The organism is Oxalicibacterium sp. (assembly GCF_057353965.1).
Genome location: NZ_JBMQZD010000007.1, coordinates 64,987 through 86,026, shown reverse-complemented (window position 1 = coordinate 86,026; position 21,040 = coordinate 64,987). Strand labels below are relative to the sequence as shown.

The 21,040-nt window shown below is 60.5% G+C and carries 18 protein-coding genes; 4 read left to right on the top strand and 14 right to left on the bottom strand.

Going from position 1 to position 21,040, the window contains the following annotated elements:
• Positions 1 to 2 precede the first annotated feature (2 nt).
• Positions 3 to 497 carry a methylated-DNA--[protein]-cysteine S-methyltransferase gene (locus ACO1VH_RS12135; protein WP_486244736.1) on the top strand — a complete coding sequence of 165 codons (495 nt, stop codon included), beginning with the start codon at positions 3 to 5 and terminating at the stop codon, positions 495 to 497.
• Between the two features lie 4 nt (positions 498 to 501).
• On the opposite strand, the gene ACO1VH_RS12130 is transcribed toward ACO1VH_RS12135, so the two are convergent.
• From ACO1VH_RS12130 to ACO1VH_RS12110, 5 genes are all read right to left on the bottom strand, one after another.
• Entirely contained in the window at positions 502 to 789 is a 288-nt protein-coding gene (locus ACO1VH_RS12130) for a hypothetical protein (RefSeq protein ID WP_486244735.1), read from the bottom strand.
• 80 nt (positions 790 to 869) lie between these two features.
• Positions 870 to 3,512, bottom strand: coding sequence for a DNA topoisomerase III (locus ACO1VH_RS12125; RefSeq protein ID WP_486244734.1), 2,643 nt, complete (start codon positions 3,510 to 3,512; stop codon positions 870 to 872).
• Between the two features lie 259 nt (positions 3,513 to 3,771).
• Positions 3,772 to 4,248 (bottom strand): Smg family protein, encoded by a 477-nt coding sequence (locus ACO1VH_RS12120; RefSeq protein WP_486244733.1) that lies wholly within the window; start codon positions 4,246 to 4,248, stop codon positions 3,772 to 3,774.
• Positions 4,249 to 4,588: 340 nt separating this feature from the next.
• Positions 4,589 to 5,737 (bottom strand): DNA-processing protein DprA, encoded by a 1,149-nt coding sequence (gene dprA, locus ACO1VH_RS12115; protein WP_486244732.1) that lies wholly within the window; start codon positions 5,735 to 5,737, stop codon positions 4,589 to 4,591.
• 106 nt (positions 5,738 to 5,843) lie between these two features.
• Positions 5,844 to 6,938 (bottom strand): LysM peptidoglycan-binding domain-containing protein, encoded by a 1,095-nt coding sequence (locus ACO1VH_RS12110; protein WP_486244731.1) that lies wholly within the window; start codon positions 6,936 to 6,938, stop codon positions 5,844 to 5,846.
• A gap of 176 nt (positions 6,939 to 7,114) precedes the next feature.
• Here ACO1VH_RS12110 and def point away from each other — a divergent pair, with 176 nt between their 5' ends.
• The 3 genes from def to metH all read left to right on the top strand — a co-directional run bounded on the left by def (position 7,115) and on the right by metH (position 12,727).
• Positions 7,115 to 7,651, top strand: a complete 537-nt coding sequence (def, locus tag ACO1VH_RS12105; protein ID WP_486244730.1) for a peptide deformylase — start codon at positions 7,115 to 7,117, stop codon at positions 7,649 to 7,651.
• A gap of 109 nt (positions 7,652 to 7,760) precedes the next feature.
• Complete coding sequence (gene fmt, locus ACO1VH_RS12100; RefSeq protein WP_486244729.1) at positions 7,761 to 8,714, top strand: methionyl-tRNA formyltransferase; 954 nt, start codon at positions 7,761 to 7,763, stop codon at positions 8,712 to 8,714.
• Between the two features lie 254 nt (positions 8,715 to 8,968).
• Positions 8,969 to 12,727 carry a methionine synthase gene (gene metH, locus ACO1VH_RS12095; RefSeq protein ID WP_486244728.1) on the top strand — a complete coding sequence of 1,253 codons (3,759 nt, stop codon included), beginning with the start codon at positions 8,969 to 8,971 and terminating at the stop codon, positions 12,725 to 12,727.
• A 69-nt stretch (positions 12,728 to 12,796) separates the two neighbouring features.
• On the opposite strand, the gene ACO1VH_RS12090 is transcribed toward metH, so the two are convergent.
• From ACO1VH_RS12090 to ACO1VH_RS12050, 9 genes are all read right to left on the bottom strand, one after another.
• Positions 12,797 to 13,564: a class II glutamine amidotransferase gene (locus ACO1VH_RS12090; RefSeq protein WP_486244727.1), complete on the bottom strand. Its 768-nt coding sequence runs from the start codon at positions 13,562 to 13,564 to the stop codon at positions 12,797 to 12,799.
• A gap of 58 nt (positions 13,565 to 13,622) precedes the next feature.
• The gene (gene trmB / locus ACO1VH_RS12085) at positions 13,623 to 14,333 is read right to left on the bottom strand and encodes a tRNA (guanine(46)-N(7))-methyltransferase TrmB (protein WP_486244726.1); all 711 of its coding nucleotides are present in this window, start codon (positions 14,331 to 14,333) and stop codon (positions 13,623 to 13,625) included.
• A 102-nt stretch (positions 14,334 to 14,435) separates the two neighbouring features.
• Positions 14,436 to 14,693, bottom strand: coding sequence for a BTH_I0359 family protein (locus tag ACO1VH_RS12080; RefSeq protein WP_486244725.1), 258 nt, complete (start codon positions 14,691 to 14,693; stop codon positions 14,436 to 14,438).
• A 296-nt stretch (positions 14,694 to 14,989) separates the two neighbouring features.
• Positions 14,990 to 15,355: a GTPase gene (locus tag ACO1VH_RS12075; RefSeq protein WP_486244724.1), complete on the bottom strand. Its 366-nt coding sequence runs from the start codon at positions 15,353 to 15,355 to the stop codon at positions 14,990 to 14,992.
• Positions 15,356 to 15,365: 10 nt separating this feature from the next.
• Positions 15,366 to 16,091 (bottom strand): response regulator, encoded by a 726-nt coding sequence (locus tag ACO1VH_RS12070; RefSeq protein WP_486244723.1) that lies wholly within the window; start codon positions 16,089 to 16,091, stop codon positions 15,366 to 15,368.
• Between the two features lie 70 nt (positions 16,092 to 16,161).
• The gene (locus ACO1VH_RS12065; protein WP_486244722.1) at positions 16,162 to 18,501 is read right to left on the bottom strand and encodes a sensor histidine kinase; all 2,340 of its coding nucleotides are present in this window, start codon (positions 18,499 to 18,501) and stop codon (positions 16,162 to 16,164) included.
• A gap of 3 nt (positions 18,502 to 18,504) precedes the next feature.
• Positions 18,505 to 19,080, bottom strand: coding sequence for a DUF4390 domain-containing protein (locus tag ACO1VH_RS12060; protein WP_486244721.1), 576 nt, complete (start codon positions 19,078 to 19,080; stop codon positions 18,505 to 18,507).
• A gap of 48 nt (positions 19,081 to 19,128) precedes the next feature.
• Complete coding sequence (gene rsmB, locus ACO1VH_RS12055) at positions 19,129 to 20,466, bottom strand: 16S rRNA (cytosine(967)-C(5))-methyltransferase RsmB (protein ID WP_486244720.1); 1,338 nt, start codon at positions 20,464 to 20,466, stop codon at positions 19,129 to 19,131.
• A 143-nt stretch (positions 20,467 to 20,609) separates the two neighbouring features.
• On the bottom strand, positions 20,610 to 20,954 hold the full coding sequence (locus ACO1VH_RS12050) for a DUF1840 domain-containing protein (RefSeq protein WP_486244719.1): 345 nt from the start codon (positions 20,952 to 20,954) through the stop codon (positions 20,610 to 20,612).
• Positions 20,955 to 21,040 lie beyond the last annotated feature (86 nt).

Below are 21,040 nucleotides of genomic sequence, written 5' to 3'. Positions count from 1 at the left end.
TCATGATTTTCTATCTTGAACAGGAAAGCCCGGTCGGCAGCTTGCTGATCGCAGCGACTAATGCCGGCATCTGCGGCATCTATTTCGAAGAGCACAAGCACTTCAAGGGCAAGGATGGATGGATGCAGTCGCAAGCGGGTTCGCCGGCGGCAAGCCATCTGGCGCTGGCGGCCGCGCAACTCGATGAATATTTCGCAGGAAAGCGCACCGAATTCGACGTGCCGCTCGATCTGTCCGGCACGGTATTCCAGCGCGACGTCTGGCAGGCGCTGGTCGACATCCCTTTCGGTTGCCACATCAGTTATGCGCAGCATGCGCAGAAGCTCGGCAAGCCCAAGGCCTTGCGTGCAGTAGGCGCGGCAATCGGCCGCAATCCGGTATCGATCATCGTGCCGTGCCACCGCGTGCTCGGCTCTTCCGGCGCGGTGACGGGTTATGCGGGTGGACTGGAGCGTAAGCGCTTCCTGCTGGCGCTGGAAGGTATTTCCTTGCCGTGAATGTTCAGGCCTCGGCCAGCATGCCGAGCAGCATGAACAGGAAGGGGCCGACTGCATAGAACGCCAGTCGTCCGGCAGCCGGCCAGGAGGCGGCGAACGCAGGGCGATTGAGTCGGATGAACAGGATGAGAAGCAGGATCGGCCATGCGATGAAAATACCGATGGCCTTGTTCGTTTGCCAGCCGAACGGCGGCGCTATGTCGAACGCACCGAACAGCAGCGCGCAACCCAGATAGGCAACGATCGCCAGCAGCAGGACGAGGCCTTGCGGCGTGCGGAATAGTTTTTCCATGAAGGAGCGCATGCGCATTCAGCCGGAACGATGTGGATGGAAGGCGCGCGACTATTCGGGCCGCGCGCCGCTCATGTCACTTATGCTGCCTTGGATGTCTTCTTGGCCGCTGCTTTCTTGGCAGGCGCTTTCTTTGCAGTGGCTTTTTTCGCTGCAGTTTTCTTGGCCGGTGCGGCCTTGGCCGATTCATCGGTTGCTGCGTCGGCCTTGTCCGTTTCTGTGGCAGCCTTGCCTTTCGCCGACGCCTTTTCCTTGCGCGGCTCGAATTCGAAGCTGACCTTGCCGTCCTTGCCCTTGACCAGATAAGCCTTGAACGCGCGGCGCGTGCGCTGCGAGACGAAGCTCGGCAGCAGATCGGTGCGGCCGTCGTTTAGCAGCTTGCGCATCTGTTCCGGCAGGATTTCCTGCTGCAGGATGATGCGTCCGCTGCGGAAATCGCAGGTCTTGGGTTTGGCGACCGAGTTTTCGCAGATGTAGGACAGCGGCTGTTCGTAGACGTTGCCGCTGCATTTCGGGCACGGGCCAACCGGTGTCTGCCCGCTGAAATCTACCGGTTCGGCGTTTTCATCGTCATTGCTTTGGCCGAAATCGAACTCCAGCTTGTAGTTCTTGATTTCCTCGTCGCGTGAAATCTTCAGCACGGCGGCAAACGGGCGGCCCATCTTGGAGCGGAAGCCCTGCAGTGGGCCGATGGTGCGATTGGTCAGCAGTTCTTCTACTTCCGCAATTTCGAACTGACGTCCGCCCGGCACTTTCGTCATCGAGAATTCGCAGTTGGTGCAGGCGAAGCGACGATAGTTTTCCTTCACCACGCCGCCGCAGTTCGGGCACGGCGTCGTCAGCGTCGCGTAATCGCCGGGAATCGTATCGTTGTCGTATTCCTTTGCGCGCTTGACGATGATCTGCGTCATCTGCGCGATCTCGCGCATGAATTCCTCGCGGCTGATGTTGCCGCGTTCGATCTGCGCCAGCTTGTATTCCCATTCGCCGGTCAGTTCCGGCTCGGTCAGTTCGTCGACGCCGAGGCCGTGCAATAGCGTCATTAGCTGGAAGGCTTTCGCCGTCGGAATCAGTTCACGGCCTTCGCGCAGCAGGTATTTTTCCGTCAGCAGGCCTTCGATGATGGCTGCGCGCGTGGCTGGCGTACCGAGGCCCTTGCCTGCCATTGCATCGCGCAGCTCTTCGTCGTCGACCAGTTTGCCGGCGCCTTCCATTGCCGACAGCAGCGTGGCTTCCGAATAGCGTGCCGGCGGTTTGGTGACGAGGCCGTTGGCGACCACTGATTCGGTCTGCACCTTTTCGTCCTTGGCGACTGGCACCAGGTTGCCGCTGCTTTCGCCATCCTTCTCTTCGTCCACGTCTTTGCCGTAGACAGCCAGCCAGCCGGGGTTGGTCAGCACCTTGCCTTCGGTCTTGAACTTGTGGCCCGAGACTTCGGTGAAGCGCGTCGTCACCTGGAATTCGGCAGCCGGGAAGAAGATCGCCATGAAGCGGCGTGTGACGAGGTCGTACAGTTTCTGTTCCGGCTCGGACAGATTCTTCGGCGCCTGCGTGGTCGGGATGATCGCGAAGTGATCGCTGATCTTCGTGTTGTCGAAGATGCGCTTGTTCGGCTTGACCCACTTGCTGTTCGTGATCTGTTTCGCGAACTGGTGGTAGTTGTTGTTCTCGGCCAGCACGTCCAGCGTTTCCAGCACGGTCGGCAGGTAGTCTTCCGGCAGATGGCGCGAATCGGTACGCGGATAGGTCAGCACCTTGTGCTTTTCGTACAGCGCCTGCGCCAGGCCCAGCGTATTTTTGGCCGAGAAGCCGAAACGCGCATTCGCCTCGCGCTGCAGGCTGGTCAGGTCGAACAGCGCGGGCGCCATCGACGTGGTCGGCTTCGACTCTTCGGTGACGATGCCGATCTTGCCGCGGCAGGCGGCGACGATGGATTCGGCCGCGGCCTTGCTCCACAGGCGCTCGGCGCGTTTCTCCGGATCGGTCTCGTCCTTCTTGAACTTGGTGTCCAGCCAGCGACCTTGATAGATGCCGGCAGCGCAGACGAATTCGGCGCGCACTTCCCAGTAATCGCGCGGCACGAATTTCTTGATCTTTTCTTCGCGCTCGACCACGATCGACAGTGTCGGCGTCTGCACGCGGCCCACCGTCGTCAGGTAGAAGCCGCCTTCCTTCGAGTTGAAGGCAGTCATCGCACGCGTGCCGTTGATGCCGATCAGCCAATCGGCTTCGCTGCGGCTGCGTGCGGCATCGGCCAGCGGCAACATTTCTTGATCGTCGCGCAAGTTCTTGAACGCTTCGCGGATTGCGGTCGGTGTCATCGATTGCAGCCACAGACGCTTGACCGGCTGCTTGGCTTTTGCGTACTGCGCGATCAGGCGGAAGATCAGTTCACCTTCGCGGCCCGCGTCGCATGCGTTGATCAGCGTCGTCACATCCTTGCGCTTGATCAGCTTGTTCAGCACCTTGAGGCGCGATTCGGTCTTGGCGATCGGATTGAGCGCGAAGTGCGGCGGAATCATCGGCAGGTGCGTGAAGGTCCATTTGCCGCGCTTGACGTCGTATTCTTCCGGCACTGCAATTTCGACCAGGTGACCGACCGCCGACGACAGCACGTATTCGTCGGATTCGAAGTACTCATCGTGCTTGGTGAAGCCGCCGAGCGTCTTCGCGATGTCGTTCGCGACGGATGGCTTCTCGGCAATGATGAGGGATTTTGTCATGTTGAAATGGTCTCGAAAGAAGTGCCGGATAGCGCCCCGGCGGCGGACGGCCTGCCAACTTGCTGGTGGCGGCAGGTTTTTTCAAGCACTGCCTAATATATATAGTTGCCCGGCTGTCAAGCGAGCCAATGATAAGCGGGTTGCGACGAAAATCGCAAGCGAAGCAACAGATGTTGGTGCGGCAATGGTGCGTTGGCCGGCAGGATGTTGCCGAAGAGGCATGTCCGGCCGAGCGGCCGGACATGTGAAAGAAGAGATTTCAGTGCAGCAGGCGCGGTTCGGCGTCGTCTTCGTCGACGAAGAGTTCGTCGAAGATCAGGCTGTCGGGTTCCTTGCCCTGGCTCCACAGCACCATCAGCACAATGACTTTCAGCTTGTCGAGCGAAATCGGCGATTCGCCGACGGCCAGCGCGCGTTCGATGACGATCTCGCGTTGGACTGCATCGATCAGCTTGGCCGATTCAAGGAACTGGATGAAGCCGATGGCCGGCGTGCCGATGACATCCATCTCGCGGTCCGCATAGATGCGGAAGCCGAACGAGAAGGCCGTCTGATGCGGCGTGGAATCGATGAATTCGTGGTTGGTTTCCGCCAGATCCGTCAGCCAGCCGAGTGCCTTGGCTATTTCTTCTTCCTCGAAGCCGATGGCGGACAGTTTTTTCGTCAGCGCTTCGGAATCGGGGCAGGCGTCGGGGCGGTAATAGGTTTCGTACAGATAGACTAGAACGTCGAACATGGCGTCACCGTAGCGCTAGGGTTGAGACGGCACCCTGAGATGCCATCGGGATCGGATGCGTTTGAATCACGCTCTTCAACGAACAGATACAAAGAGGTGGTACGACAGCGGCAGATCAAAGACAGCGCTTACTGGAATCTAGGATACCCGAAATTCCCGGATGTCGACAGCGACGGAAATATTTTGTTGCAGTCGCGCGATGTCCGAATGGAAATGTCGTTGCCGCGCGATCAAGGAAAGATGGCGGCATGGCATCGAACGATGTCTGCGCGACAAGAAGAGCAGGAATTTGAAGCAGGAATCAGACAAGAGTTGGAGACAAAGCACCGGAAGGCGGACATCATGCAACGCGGCGATACATGCCTCCCGGCAGCATTTCCGCTGCGCCAGCCAGCTCCAGCGACAACAGGTGCGTTTGGATGGCGGCAATGTCGAAACCGCAGCGCACCGCCAGCGTATCGGCATCGACCGGATCAAAGCCCATCGTTTGCAATACTTGTGCGCAGGCATCGTCGAGCGCAGATGAAGATGACAGGGAAGCGTCATCCGTGGCCGTATCCGAGATGGAGCCGTTCGGCACGGATGATGCAGCAGGCAGATAGCGCAATTCTTCCAGTACATCCTGTGCGGATTCCACCAGTTTCGCGCCCTGCTTGATCAATTGATGGCAGCCCTTGGCGAGCGGCGAATGGATGGAGCCGGGAATCGCAAACACGTCGCGTCCCTGTTCGGCCGCCATGCGCGCCGTGATCAGCGATCCGGATTGCAGCGCAGCTTCGATCACCAGCACGCCGCGCGCCAGGCCGCTGATGATGCGATTGCGGCGCGGGAAATTGGCGGCGATTGCCGGCATGCCGAGCGGGTATTCGCTGACGATGCAGCCTGCTTCGGCAAGGCGGTGCGCCAGCGCGCGGTTGCGTGCCGGATAGACGATGTCGGCGCCGGTGCCGATGACGGCGACCGTCGAGCCGCCGTTGCCGTGCGTTGCCAGCAAACCGCCTTGATGCGCGGCGGTGTCGATGCCGGAAGCCATACCGGAAATCACGGTCAGGCCGGCCTGCGCCAGTGCTTCGGAAAAGCGTTCTGCGTTGGCGATGCCTTGCGCCGTTGCGTTGCGGCTGCCGACGACGGCGATCGCGGGGTGCGACAGCAGTTCGACGCGGCCCTTTACGTACAGCAGGATGGGCGGATCGGCGATTTCCAGCAGGTTTGCCGGATAGTCGTCGTCTGCCAGCGTCAGCACGCGATTGCTGGGTTGTTCAATCCATTCCAATGTTCGCGCAATGTGTGCGACGGCTTCTGCGGAAGGTGCGGCGGCGAGCGCCTGCGCGATGCGTTCCGGTACGAACTGGCGCAAGGCCGGCAGCGATGCCGTGAAGATGTTCTCCGGCAGGCCGAACGCGCCCAGCAGGCGGCGTGCCGTTTCGGGGCCGACGCCGGGCGTCTGCATCAGACGCAGCCAGTGGGACAGTTCCTCGGATGACGACATGAGCGTACGGGAATGAATGGATGTAAAAAGCGGTAGACGGAGGCGGTTGAGAAGGTGAAAAAACGACGGCGCGCTTATCGCGCGCCGTGGTCGGGAAATGCGGTGGTTATTCGGGCGAACGGACGATGTCGCCGACCTGTGCGGTATCGCGTACTTCCATGATCAGGCCATAGGAGACATGGTTGAAGACGCGAAAGACGAAGAGATCGCCGTATTGTTCGTCAGGCAGTTTCATCACGGCTTTTTCCGGATCGGTGGTGTCCTTCATCATCATGCCGAGGCGATAGAGCTGCAGCACGCTGCCGCGGTCCAGGCCGTCCTTGGCGCCGCGATTGATGGTGACGATCTGGTTTTGTCCGGCCTGCTTGACGCCGCCGTAGACCGACATGATCTGGCCGACGACTTGTTGTTCCGGTGGATGCGGCACGTAGTTGACGATAGGCGTCGGTTCCTGCGGCACCATGCGGTCGCCCACGCCCATTTCTTCCTTGCTGTTGACGACGATGAAGGTATGCGGCTCGCTTTCCGAGGTGCTGGCGCGCACAAGGCGCAGCGTGCCGAGGTAGACGGCTTCATAGCCGAGGATCTGGTCGGTGGATGGATCCTTCAGCGGCTTGCCCGGATGGAAGACGTCGAAAGTCGTCGCGCCTTTCAGGTCGCCGCGCACATAGGCTTTCGCGCCGACGGAAATATAGACGCTGCCTTCCTGCGTGGCGACGATGCGCGGCGCATTGTTCAGTTCGGTTTCCTCGATGACCAGCGGCTTGGACAGGAAAGGCTCGATGGCGCCCATCGGGATGGAAGGAATGGCGTCGGCCGGCAGTTCGTTGCTGCGCACCTGCGGCGACAGGCGGACGGTCGGCACGCCGCTGCCATCGCCCACCGGCTTGCCCAGACGCAGGCGGCCGGCGACACGGTCGAAGTAGACGATTTGGCCCGGATAGATCCAGTGCGGATTGCGGATGTCTTCCCGGTTCATGTCCCACACTTTCGGCCAGCACCACGGATGCTGCAGGAATTTTCCAGAGATATCCCACAAGGTATCGCCCTTCACCACGACATGCTGATCCGGCGCATTTGCCCGGAAGGCGCAGCGCGCGCTGGCGGCGACGGCGGATGTCGTGGTCTGGGCGGAAGCGAGGGCGGGGAAAACGGTGGTGGCGAGAGCGAGGAAAAGTGCAGCTGTGCTAGAATTTTTCATGGTTTGTCCGGTTGAGCTTGACCAATTGTGACGCCATTACTGTGCAGCAGCAGGTTGCCTACGAAACAATTGCTTCGTGAAAAAACTTGCCAAATTGAATCAAATTCTGCACATAAATCCTTGAAACAGCAAGAAGACTGCACCATCTGCAGTCATCCTGTTGCACAAAAACCCGTATGTCCATACTGAACATCCTGCGTTATCCCGACCCGCGCCTGCACAAGACTGCCAAGCCGGTGACCCAATTCGACGAACGTCTCAAGAAGCTGGTCGCCGACATGGCCGAGACCATGTACGACGCGCCGGGCATCGGCCTGGCGGCGACGCAGGTCGACGTGCACGAGCAGGTCATCGTCATCGATACCTCTGAAAACCGCAGCGATCTGCGCGCTTTCATCAATCCGGAAATCCTCTGGGCCAGCGACGAAAAGCAGGTCTACGACGAAGGCTGTCTGTCGGTACCCGGCATTTACGACGGCGTCGAGCGTCCGGCGCGCGTCAAGGTGCGCGCCTTCGATGCCGACGGCAAGGCGTTCGAACTGGAGGCCGACGGCCTGCTGGCGGTCTGCATCCAGCACGAGATGGATCACCTGAAGGGCAAGGTTTTCGTCGAATACCTTTCGCCGTTGAAGCGCAATCGCATCAAGACCAAGATGCTGAAGGAAGAACGCGAACTGGCGCGCAGCCAGACGCGTACTGCCGCCGCCCGTTAATCCGCCGGATTTCTTCTTCGCGCCGCCGGCGGATTGCCGTGCGGTATTGCGCACCATCCTGCGTCGATACCGGTTCGTTTTCGGCGACCGTCGTACTACAATCGCCGTCATGAAAATCATCTTCGCCGGCACGCCGGAATTCGCCGCGGTCGCGCTGGCCGCGATCCACGACGCAGGTTTCGAGATTCCGCTCGTGCTGACGCAACCCGATCGTCCGGCCGGACGCGGCATGCAACTGCACGCATCGGCCGTCAAGCAGTTCGCGCAGGTACACGGCATTCCGGTGGCACAACCGGTGTCGCTGCGGCTGGACGGCAAACATCCGGACATCGCGCGCGAAGCGCATGAGCTGTTGCAGGCTACGCCGCACGATGTAATGGTGGTGGCGGCTTACGGGCTGATCCTGCCGCAATCGGTGCTGGATATCCCGCCGCTGGGCTGCATCAACATCCACGCTTCGCTGCTGCCGCGCTGGCGTGGCGCCGCGCCCATCCATCGTGCGATCGAGGCCGGCGATGCCGAGACCGGCGTCACCATCATGCAGATGGAACTCGATCTCGATACCGGCCCGATGCTGGCGATGGAAAGCCTGCCGATTGCGGCCGACGACACGACCTCCACGCTGCACGACAAGCTGGCCGCGCTGGGCGGTCGCATGATCGTCGATACGCTGCGCCGCATGGAGCAGCAGGGTGCGTTGCCGGCCACGCCGCAACCGGCAGCCGGCGCCAACTATGCGGCCAAGATCGCCAAGGACGAGGCGGCGCTCGATTTCAGTCAACCGGCAGAGCAACTGGCACGCAAGATCCGCGCATTCAATCCCTTCCCCGGCGCGGCCGCGCAATTCGACGGCACGGCCGTCAAGTTCTGGTGTGCCGAACCGGTCGATTGCGGCGCGTGGCAACCGGGGCAGGTGATCGCGGCCAATCCGCAGGATGGCGTGCTGGTTGCTTGTGGTGAAGGCGCGTTGCGCGTGCGGGAGTTGCAGAAGCCGGGCGGCAAGCGCCTGTCGGCTGCCGAATTCCTGAAGGGATTCCCGCTGGAGGGCGGCAGTTTCCGTTAAATGCGGTAAGGCCGCGTAGCTTGTCTGACTTCGTTTCTCAAGGCCGTACAAGGCAGCGGATTACCGCAACCGTCGATTGCACGTATAATTTCCCTGCGCCGATTTGATTCTGAAAGGTCAAACCAGCTTGCGGGCGCGGAGCATGGCTCCATATAAATACTGCTAAAGCGGCGTTGGTGAAAACCCGGTCCCGTTGCAGACCGGGTTTTTGCATTTATGGCGCCGCATTCATGACTAAATCATAAGAACACACGATGAAACGCGACACTCTCCCCGATACCGAAGCCCTGTTGCGCGACCTGATGGCGCAGCGCATCCTGATCCTGGATGGCGCAATGGGTACGATGATCCAGCGCTACAAGTTGACGGAAGAGGATTACCGCGGCCAGCGGTTTGCGGATTTCAGCGTTCCCGGCAAGGAGCTGTTCGTCAAGGGCAACAATGAACTGCTGTCGCTGACGCGGCCGGACGTCATCAGCGAAATCCACGAGCAGTATCTGGCGGCCGGTGCCGATCTGATCGAAACCAACACCTTCGGTGCGACCACGGTGGCGCAGGACGATTACCACATGGGCCATCTCGCCTACGAGATGAACGTGGCGTCGGCAAAGCTGGCGCGCGCCGCTTGCGACAAGTATTCGACTGCGGACAAGCCGCGCTTCGTCGCCGGCGCGCTCGGCCCGACGCCGAAGACCGCGTCGATTTCGCCGGACGTCAACGATCCGGCCGCACGTAACGTCACCTTCGATCAACTGGTAACCGCTTATCTGGAACAGACGCGGGGCCTGGTCGAAGGCGGTGCTGACGTGCTGCTGGTCGAAACCATTTTCGATACGTTGAACTGCAAGGCTGCGCTGTTCGCGATCGACACCTTCTTCGAAGAGACGGGCAAGCGTCTGCCGATCATGATCTCGGGCACGGTGACCGATGCATCGGGCCGCATCCTGTCCGGCCAGACGGTGCCGGCATTCTGGCATTCGGTACGCCATGCGAAACCGCTGACGGTCGGTTTGAACTGTGCGCTTGGCGCGGCGCTGATGCGTCCCTACGCGGAAGAGCTGTCGAAGATTGCCGATACCTACGTCTGCATCTATCCGAATGCGGGTTTGCCAAATCCGATGAGCGATACCGGCTTTGATGAAACGCCGGACGTCACGTCGTCGCTGCTGAAGGATTTCGCCGAAAGCGGTTTCGTCAACGTCGCCGGCGGCTGCTGCGGCACGACGCCGGACCATATCCGCGCAATTGCGCAAACCGTTGCCAGCATTTCGCCCCGCGTGGTGCCGACGGTAGAGCCGACGATGAAGTTGTCGGGGCTGGAGCCTTTCGTCATCGACGAGCAGTCGCTGTTCATCAACGTCGGCGAACGCACTAACGTCACCGGCTCGAAAGCCTTCGCGCGCATGATCATCAACGAGCAGTACGATGAGGCGCTGTCAGTCGCACGCCAGCAGGTCGAGAATGGCGCGCAGGTCATCGACATCAACATGGACGAGGCGATGCTGGATTCGCAGGCGGCGATGACGCGCTTCCTGAATCTGGTTGCGTCGGAACCGGACATCGCGCGCGTGCCGATCATGATCGACTCGTCGAAATGGTCGGTGATCGAAGCCGGTTTGAAATGCGTGCAGGGCAAGTCCATCGTCAACTCGATCTCGATGAAAGAGGGCGAGGAAAAATTCCTGCACGAAGCCAAGCTGTGCCGCCGCTATGGCGCCGCCGTCATCGTGATGGCCTTCGACGAAAAAGGGCAGGCGGATACCTTCGAGCGCAAGATCGAGATCTGCGAACGCGCGTATCGCTTGCTGGTCGACAAGGTCGGCTTCCCGCCGGAAGACATCATCTTCGATCCGAACATCTTCGCGATCGCGACCGGCATCGAGGAACACAACAACTACGCAGTCGATTTCATCAACTCGGTACGCTGGATCAAGGAAAATCTACCGCATGCGAAGATCAGCGGCGGCGTGTCCAACGTGTCCTTCTCCTTCCGTGGCAACGACCCGGCGCGTGAGGCGATCCACACGGTCTTCCTGTATCACGCGATCAAGGCCGGCATGACGATGGGCATCGTCAACGCCGGTATGGTCGGCGTCTATGACGATTTGCCAGCCGAGCTGCGCGAGCGCGTCGAAGACGTTGTGCTGAACCGCCGCGAGGATGCAACCGAGCGCATGATCGAATTCGCTGCTTCGCTGAAAGCCGGCGACAAGAAGGAAGAGGCGACGCTGGAATGGCGCAACGGCACCGTGCAGCAGCGGCTGTCGCATGCGCTGGTGCATGGCATCACGCAATGGATCGTCGAGGATACGGAAGAAGCACGGCAACAGGTCATGAACGATGGCGGCCGTCCGATCCACGTGATCGAAGGCCCGCTGATGGATGGCATGAATGTGGTTGGTGACCTGTTCGGCCAGGGTAAGATGTTCCTGCCGCAGGTGGTGAAGTCCGCGCGCGTGATGAAACAGGCGGTGGCGCACCTGATTCCGTTCATCGAGGAAGAAAAGCGCCTGCTGGAAGAGCAGACCGGCATCGTCAGCAAGCCGAAGGGCAAGATTGTCATCGCAACCGTGAAGGGCGACGTGCACGACATCGGCAAGAACATCGTGTCGGTGGTCCTGCAATGCAACAACTTCGAAGTCGTCAACATGGGCGTGATGGTGCCGTGTTCCGAAATCCTCGCGAAGGCCAAGGAAGAGAACGCGGATATCGTCGGTCTGTCCGGCCTGATTACGCCGTCGCTCGAAGAGATGGCTTACGTCGCCAAGGAAATGCAGCGCGACGAATACTTCCGTGGACTGAAAATGCCGCTGCTGATCGGTGGCGCCACGACCAGTCGTGCGCATACGGCGGTGAAGATTGCGCCGAACTACGAAGGCCCGGTCGTCTACGTGCCGGACGCCTCGCGTTCGGTATCGGTCGCGCAATCGCTGCTGACACCGGAACAGCGCGAACAATACGTTGCCGAAATTGCCGCCGATTACGACCGCATCCGCGAACAGCATGCGAACAAGAAGGCGGTGCCGATGCTGTCGTTGGAGCAGGCGCGCGCCAACAAGATGAAGCTTTCTTTTTTGGGCAAGGAAGCGCCGGTCAAGCCGAAGTTCATCGGCCGCCGCGAATTCAAGAACGTCGATCTGGCGACGATCGCGCGCTATATCGACTGGGGTCCATTTTTCCAGACCTGGGATCTGGCAGGCCCGTTCCCGGCGATTTTGACCGACGAAGTGGTCGGTGAAGCGGCGAGCAAGGTCTTCGAAGAAGGTCAGGATCTGCTGAAGAAAATCATCGACGGCCGCTGGCTAACGGCGAACGGCGCAATCGCGCTGCTGCCGGCCAATACGGTCAACGACGACGACATCGAAATCTATACGGACGAGTCGCGCACGCAGGTCGCGTTCACCTATTACGGTGCGCGCCAGCAGACCGAGAAGCCGGTGATCGATGGTGTGCCGCGTCCGAACCAGTGCCTGTCCGATTTCATTGCGCCGAAATCTTCTGGCATCGCCGACTACATCGGCATGTTTGCGGTAACCGGCGGACTCGGCATCGAAAAGTATGAAAAGCGTTTCGAGGAAGCGAACGACGACTATTCGTCGATCATGCTGAAATCATTGGCCGATCGTCTGGCCGAGGCCTTCGCAGAATACCTGCACGAACGCGTGCGTACCGATCTGTGGGGCTATGTGCCGGATGAACATCTCAGCAATGCCGAACTGATCAAGGAAGCATATCGCGGCATCCGTCCGGCACCGGGCTATCCGGCCTGCCCGGAACATACGGTAAAGAAGGACGTGTTCCGCGTGCTGCAGGCGGAAGACGTCGGCATGCAACTGACGGATTCGTATGCGATGTTCCCCGGCGCATCGGTGTCTGGTTTCTACTTCGCGCATCCGGAGGCCAAGTATTTCGTCGTTGGCAAGATCGGTGACGATCAGGTGGTCGACATGGCTGCGCGGCGTGGTGTGAGCAAGGAAGACATCGAACGCTGGCTGGCGCCGAATCTCTCTTGATACTTTTTCCTGATCGTACAAACGAAAAGCCGGGCATTGCCCGGCTTTTTTCATGGCCTTGCACCTCGTTCATGCCACGGGCTGACCGTCGATGAACACCTTCAGTTCGCCGGTGGCAAATGGCGTCCATGTCTCGTTGGTCGTCAGCGGTTCTGTCACGATGACGGCGACGCGATCGTTGGCGGTCGTCACTTCCGAGAAGTCCACTTTCATGTCCTGGTCGCTCAATACTGCTTCGGAGAACGGATACTGGCGCACGATGTAGTGCAGGCTGGTCGAGCAGTGCGCAAACAATGCGGAGCCGTCGGACAGCATCATGTTGAACGTGCCGTGACCGGCGATTTCGCTGGTCAGTTCGCTTATGGCCACCGTCAGGTCGGTCAGCAGCGGTGGCGCATCGCCGAAGCGGCGGCGCAGTTGCTGCAGGATGTAGCAGAACGCGCGTTCGCTGTCGGTGGTGCCGACCGGCTGATATGGCCCGTTCAACTCCGGTGTGAAATTCTTCAGGTCGCCATTGTGCGCAAACACGAAATAACGCCCCCACAGTTCGCGCACGAACGGATGGCAGTTTTCCAGTGCCACGCGGCCCTGTGTCGCCTTGCGGATATGCGCGATGACGTTCTTCGACTTGATCGGTACGCGCCGGATCAGGTCGGCAATAGGCGACTCTATGGCTGCCTGATAGTCGACGAAATGCCGTACGCCCGCGCCCTCGAAGAAGGCGATGCCCCAGCCATCCGCATGATGATCGGTACCGCCGCCGCGCGTGGCGAAACCGGTGAAGCTGAACACGATATCGGTCGGCACGTTGCAATTCATTCCGAGAAGCTGGCACATATCTGATGCGGGTAAAGAATGATGAAGAAAACGATAAAACAGATGGAGAAGCAGCGACCTACACGGTAGCACGAACGGAAGCGACGGACGCCGTATCCGGTTGCGACAGCTGGATGCGGCAGCGCCAGAGCGCGTGCCCGGAATCGCGATATTTCCGCTCGAATGGCGTGATCGGCTGTTCGGCTGCGAACGGTTCGCAGTGCGTCGGAATACCGCTGACTTGCGTGAGCGCCGTCGCGAATTCGTCGATGTAGATCTGCCAGTTGCTGCGGCATTCGAGCACGCCGCCGAGTGCGACGATGGTTGGGAATACTGCATGTCCATGCCAGCGCCGCGCGAGATGACCGATCTTCGGCCACGGATTCGGATAAAGAATGTAGTGGCGGACCGGATGGATGTTTTCCTGCAGCAGCAGGCGCCAGTAATCGACCAGGTCGGCACGCACCCAGGCGAAGTTCTCTGGCATGTCGCCGGGCCATTGCGTATTGCGTGCGATGCGATCGGCGGATTGGTCGACGCCGATAACGAAATGGTCGGGGAATTGCGTTGCCAGATGTAGCGTCGACAGGCCGACGCCGCAGCCGGCGTCGATGATCAGCGGCTTGCCACCTTTAGCCTGCCACGCTGCTATCCCATGTTCGAAGGCGTTGCGGTTGTAGGCAGTGACGGGTTTGCGGAACGGATGCGCGATGTGACGCGCGACAGTCGCCTGCAATTGCGCATGGGCCTCGGTCTGGCGGCTGAAGATGGGAGAAGAGTTGGCGTGCATCGCGCGTCGGCAAGAAATCCGGTTGCCATGAAAAATGCGCCTGCCCGATCGCGTCCGATCGATGCAGGCGCAGGCTCTTGGCGATTGTATGCGAGCGCGGACTTAGTGAAAAGTCATCGGCTGGCTCATCATCTGATCGTAATTGCCGAGGAAGTCGTCGATTTCCTCTTCGCTCGGCTCGGTAGCGATCAGTTCGCGCACGTTCCGGCGGAAGGATTCCGCCATCGCGCCGCTGATGAATATCTCGCGTTGCGTCGGTTTGTCGAGAATTTCATAGCCGCCGAAACGCAAGGCGTCGCGCTCTTCATCCGCACCGAATTCCACTACGCTGTACTGGTCGCTGTTGTAGATCAGGTTCATTCGTTTCTCCTGTGGCAATCGCAATCAATTGCATTGCGCTGATAGGAACATGGCGCCAGTGTCGGGCGATTTCAAGATGCGCGTCGAAGGTGCTGCCTTGATTGCGCCCTTAATTTGATTAACGGCTGGATGTCGAAAAGGTTGAATGCGGATCGCGCAAGTGCGCATTGCCAATGTGGCATGACTGTTGTGCAAGCCAATCTGACAGGCCGGTGATGTGGTTGCGGCGATGTGGGGGAAGGCGGGCGAACATGATGTATGGAGGATTGCATCTGCGACCGGAGCGTACGTCTGTGTCAGGAAGATGCGGAGACGATATTGTCGGTCAGTGCCAGCAGTGCGTCGTAAGGTGGCGCGGCAAGGAAGGCGCGTAGCTGATCAATGTGTTCGTCGTTGGCGACGCTGATGAACAGGCGTTGTGGCGGATCGCGCAATATGCGATTCAGCGTGACGCGCATGACCAGATTGCCGATGCAATGCATGCAGCCGGGAGCAATGCGAACAACGTTCAGGCGAGGAGACGAGAGGGAAGCGAGAATGTCGTTGCCGTCGGAAAGGCCTTCGAGAATGACGGCCGTGGATTGGTCCGGATCCAGCAGGGCGGCGATGGCGGCTTCGCGTTGTGCGGCGCGTTTGCCGGTGACCAGCGATGTGACGGTCATGCGCTCCAGATCATGCGCCTCGTTTGGCGATCTTGCCGGGCTCGACACCGAGTTGCTTGAGCTTGCGATACAGATGCGTGCGTTCCAGTCCGGTCTTTTCGGCGACGCGCGTCATGCTGCCGCCTTCCTGACCGAGATGATGCTCGAAGTAAGCGCGTTCGAAGGCATCGCGCGCTTCGCGCAGCGGCAGTTCGAACGATGCGGTGAAGAACGGCGTTTCGGCCGGCATCAAGGCGGCGGGCGCTGCAGTCGAATACATCGGGCCTGCCGGTTGTGCGGTCAGCGGTTGTTTGTCGAGTGCGCCTGCATGATGCTGCGTATCCTGTGCAATTGGTGCGCGCACGGGCATTGCAGCCGGACGCGGCACTTCCTGTCCGCGCGTCAAACCTTGCTGCACGGCCTTTAACAGTTTCTGCAGGGAAATCGGCTTTTCGAGGAAGTTGAGTGCGCCGATGCGCGTGGCTTCGACGGCGGTGTCGATCGTCGCGTGGCCGGACATCATGATGACAGGCATCGTCAGCAGGCCGTCGCGCTGCCATTCCTTCAGCAGTGTGACGCCGTCGGTATCCGGCATCCAGATATCGAGCAGCACCAGATCCGGTTTTTCCATGGCGCGCATTTCGCGCGCTTGCCGCGCATTCTCCGCAGCCGTCACGACGTGTCCTTCATCCCCGAGGATTTCGGACAGCAATTCACGGATTCCCATCTCGTCGTCGACAACTAGAATATTGGCCATGTGCTCACCTCTCTCAACTTGATTGCCACTTTTGTTCTTTTCCCGCCCTGTCGTCTCGCAGTAGCCTTGATCAAGGAGCTAACTTTAACAGCAAAATCGCCACCTTGGCACCGCTGGTGCTGGCGCGATTGCGGATGTCGATACGCCCGCCATGCTCTTCGACGATCTTCTTGACCATCGGCAGGCCCAGTCCGGTGCCGCGCGGTTTCGACGTGATGTAGGGTTCGAAAGCGTTCGCCAGGATCTTGGGCGAGAAGCCGGGACCGTTGTCGCTGATCGTCAGTTGCACTGCATTGCTGACGGCGCCGTCGGAGCTGCGATAGTGGATTTCTTCGGTAATGATATCAATACGCGGCACATCCGCACGTGGGCGCTCGGTACTGACGGCGGCGTTCTCCGTGGCCGCTTCCTTTGCGTTCGCTTTCTCGGCAACGGCATCCTGTGCATTCTGCAGCAGGTTGTGGATGACTTGCCGCAGTTGCGTCTGATCGCCCATGATGTGCGGCAATCCTTCGGCCAGCGTGGCGTGAATGATGTCGCGGTCGTCACCGGCAAGATACAGATGCAGGACTTCTTCGATCAGCGCATTCAGATCCAGCGGTGACAGCACGGCGGGAGGCGTCTTCGCGTAGTCGCGGAAATCGTCGACCATGCGCTTCATTGCTGCGACCTGGCTGACGATGGTGGCGGTGCTGCGTTCCAGCACTTGCGCATCGGTCTCGCCGAGCTTGCCGCCCAGTTTCATCTGCAGCCGTTCGGCCGACAGCTGGATCGGCGTCAGCGGATTCTTGATTTCATGCGCCAGGCGTCGAGCGACTTCGCCCCAGGCGATCGAACGCTGCGCCGAGATCACATCGGAAATATCGTCGAACACGACGACATAGCCGCCGTCGCGCACTGCCGGCAGGCGCGAGCCGCGCGCCAGCAGCGAGATATCGTTTTCACCTTCGACATCGCTATCGCGCGGGATGTCGATCTGGCGCTGCCAGTGCAGGTTTTCCGCATCGTGTCCGACGGCGACCGACTGCGCACTTTGCGCGGAGAACGATTGCGTGATGATCTGCGCGAATGTGCCGAGGCCGTCGATATCCTGCAGTGGCTTGCCGGCATGCTGTGCGAAGTCGCGCTGCAGGATGCGTTCCACCGATTCGTTGCAGGTGACGAGTTTGAAATTGCGGTCCAGCACCATGACGCCGGCCGACATGTTGGCCAGCACCGATTCCAGATAGGCCTTGGCCGCTTCCAGTTCCGAACGGTTCTTCTCGACCGAGGCACGCGCGTCCGCCAGTTGGCGCGTCATCGTGTTGAACGATTTCGTCAGTGTGCCCAGTTCATCCGAGGTGGCGATGATGGGGCGCGGCGACAGGTTGCCTTCGGCCACCGCCTTGGTGCCTTCGGCCAGCAGCAGCAGCGGTTTGGCGAGATCGCTGGCGATCAGGAAGGCGGCAGCTATTGCGCCGAAGATTGCCAGCAGCAGTGTCAGTGTCAGCGTGACGATATAGATCTTGCGCAGGCCGGTGCGCGCCAGATAGCGTTCCTGATATTCGCTGTAGGCCACGCGCAGTGCTTCGGCATTCACGGCCAGCTGCGTGGGTACCGGCTGCATCAGTTGCAGATAGCGCGGTTCGTTCTGCAGCGCCATGGCGCGGACAGAGGTCGGGATCTCGACGACAACGCGCAATCGCAGGCCGGCCGGATTCGGCGATGGCGAGGTGATCGTGTTCGTCTCGGCGGCGGGTGCATTGCTGTCCTGGAAGTCGGCATTGCCTTCGATGGCGGCATAGCCGCGCGTCTGTCGAGCCTGACGCAGCATCTCGGCGCTCGGGAAATCGGGCAGCAGCGCATTCAGTTGCGTGCCGGCGCTGGCGACCATCTGGCCGTTGCCGGTCACGATCAGTGCATCCTGTTGCAGATTCTGGTCGCGCATGCGCGACAGCTGCGTAATCTGCGTCGCGTCCGACATGTCGGACAGCTCCAGCGCCATATTGGATGCCTTGACGCGCAATTCGCTGAGCGAGGAATCGAGCGCGGTGCGGCCGAGATTGAGGCCGGCTTCCAGCGCCGATTCGACACGCACGTCGAACCACGATTCGATCGAGCGCGAGACGAATTGCACCGAGACGGTGTAGATGACCGCGCCGGGCAGGATGCCGATCACGGCGAACAGCAGCACTAGCCGCGCCATCAGTCGCGAGCCGAACTTGCCGCGGCGGTAGCGCTTGTACAGCCGTACCAGCAGCAGCACGACCAGGCCGAGCAGCGCAGCGGCGACCACGGCGTTGAGGATCAGCAGCCAGGGATAGTTGCGCTCGAAGGAATTGGAATTCTCCGACGCCGAGGCCAGCAGGAACAGCAGGATGCTGACGACGGCGCCGCCGACGATGAGCAGGTACCGGAGCAGGCGCGTCACGGATCAGTCTGCCGTGTAATCGAAGCGCTCCCAGTCCGAGGACAATCGCCAGTCGCTGCTGTTGAGTGCGTGGATCTGGAAGGGTTTGGGAAGCTGCGCAACGTCCAGCTGCATGCGGACCGCGACTTCATAGGTGGTGCCGGCCTTGAGCGTGCCGTTGTCGGCGACGATCCAGCGGCTCGGGCGTCGCACCAGCGACAGGGCATCATCCAGCGAATCGAAGCTTTGATGCAGGCGGTTGCCGATCGCAGCGTAATACTGGCGCGTCAGCACGTTGTACGAGATGCGGATGGTCTGGGAACTGACGACTTCCTTCGCATCGAACCAGTACCAGCGCGGTTTGGTGATCTCGATCTCGGTGGTGAAGTAGAGCGGGATGCCGCGCGACAGCGCATCTTCCAGGCCGCGATTCAGATCGAAGTTGTAGATGGCGGAAAGACGGTAGCCTTCGTCGCTGCTTTCCAGATGCGCTTCCTGGATGTCGATGCCGTCGGCATGCGCGGTCGCGTGTTGCAGCGAGAACGCAAGCAGAAAGATGGCGCACAGCCAGTGAAATGGAAAGAAGGTTTTTCTTTTCACGCATGTCGCGGCAGAGCCGCCGGCAAAATAGGTTGTTCGATCGACGGGTCAGGCGGCGGTCTTTTGGAACAGCGCATAGAACAATCCGTCGTGATCCCGTTCTCCGTCGCTCGTCGGCAGCAACTGGCCCGGCGCAGGCAGCCTCGTTGCGCCGTTGCGCTGCGCGAAGGCGGCCGCCTGCCGTTCCGATTCCTGCGGCCACAGCGAACAGGTCACAAACAGCAATTTACCATCCGGCCTCAACATCTGCCAAAGGTTGTCCAGGATTTTGGCCGAAATCGATGACAACTGTGTTGCATCTTCCTTGCGGCGCAGCCAGCGGATGTCCGGATGCCGCCGCACGATGCCCGATGCGGTGCAGGGTACGTCGGCCAGGATGCGGTCGAACGGCCGGCCGTCCCACCAGTCGCGCAGGCTGGCATCGCCGGCATGCAAGGCGGCGTGCAACTGCAGGCGCTGCAGATTTTCGGCGATGCGCTGCAGGCGGCGCGCGTCGCTGTCCAGTGCCAGCAGATCGACGTCGGCGGTTTCCAGGATGTGGCAGCTCTTGCCGCCCGGAGCGGCGCAGGCATCCAGTACACGCATGCCGTCGTGCAGGTCGAGCAAGGGTGCCGCCAGTTGGGCGGCGGCATCCTGGACCGAGGCCATGCCGTCGTCGAAGCCGGGAATGCGATGCACTGGTATCGGTTGCGCCAGCCGGATCGCGTCGGCGCCGATACCGATGCTGATCCGTGTGGCCGCGATGCCGGCGCTGGCCAACTTGGCTAGATAGTCGTCAACGGTGGTTTTGCGGCGGTTCACGCGCAATGTCAGCGGTGGCGCAGCATTGCCTGCTTGCAGGATGGCTTGCCAGTTGTTCGGATAGGCCGACTGCACATTCCTGATCCACCACGCCGGATAATTCCATTGCGCCACCGGATCGCGCAGGACTTGTGGCAGCAGCGTGTCGCGTTCGCGCAGGAAACGGCGCAGCACGGCATTGGCCATTCCCTTGGCTCGGGCCATGCTGCTGTCGGAGGCAGCAGCGGTCACGGCCTGATCGACGATGGTGAAGGCGTTGTAGCGCGGGTTGCCGCTGTCGTCGACATCGATCAACAGCGCCAGTCCGCAGCACAGCAGTGCATGCAGTGTGGCCGGCTCGACGCGTCGCGGTGTCATGGCCGAGAGCAATGCTTCGGCGCAGCCCAGATGCCGCAGGCAGCAGTAGGCGATATCCTGGATGGCGCCGCGCGCCTGTGGTGCGGCATCGGTTTGCGCGAATACCTGGGCCAGCGCCTGCGGCAGTGCGGTACCGCGGCCGACGGCAGCCACTGCTGTGGCTGCGCCATGCAGGCTGAAGGAAAGGGAATCGGGTTTGAGGGAAAGTCGCGTCACGTTATGCGGCATGGCGGCAGTGCCGTGCGCAGAGAGTTCGGGAACGTGATTGTAACGGGTGACTGGGCGAGACAGGTGGCTAACCGCATCCGCATGGAGCGGATGCGTCGGTGTTGCCCGGGAAGGGAAAAGTCAGCGGAAACGACAGGCGGGGATCAAACGCCCCACAGCACATCCTCGTTTTCCGCATGCGCCGCACGCAGCATCTCCAGCAACGGGTAGGCGCGGGAAGAAAAGCTGACGACTTCCGGATGCTCATGTTCGTTGTCGTCGCCGTCTTCGCCGTGATGTGCCAGCACGTCGCGCTGGATCGTGTCGGAGGGAACGTGCGCCTTGCTCATCGTGATCTCGCCTTCCAGCAGCTTGATCGCGTTGCCGGTTTCGGCAGCCGTGATGACGCCAAGTTTGTGATCCTTGTGCAGCAGGTCGAGAATCCGGCTCGCATGTTCCTCGTACATCAGTACGTCGGCGGCGGCTTTGGATTTGAACTTGATTAGCATGAGCTGCCTCCTTCTTCTAGTAAATGCGAATTAACGATAGCACGATTTCGGCGCGTGTTCTAGCAACGTAAAACGTGGCCGTGTAT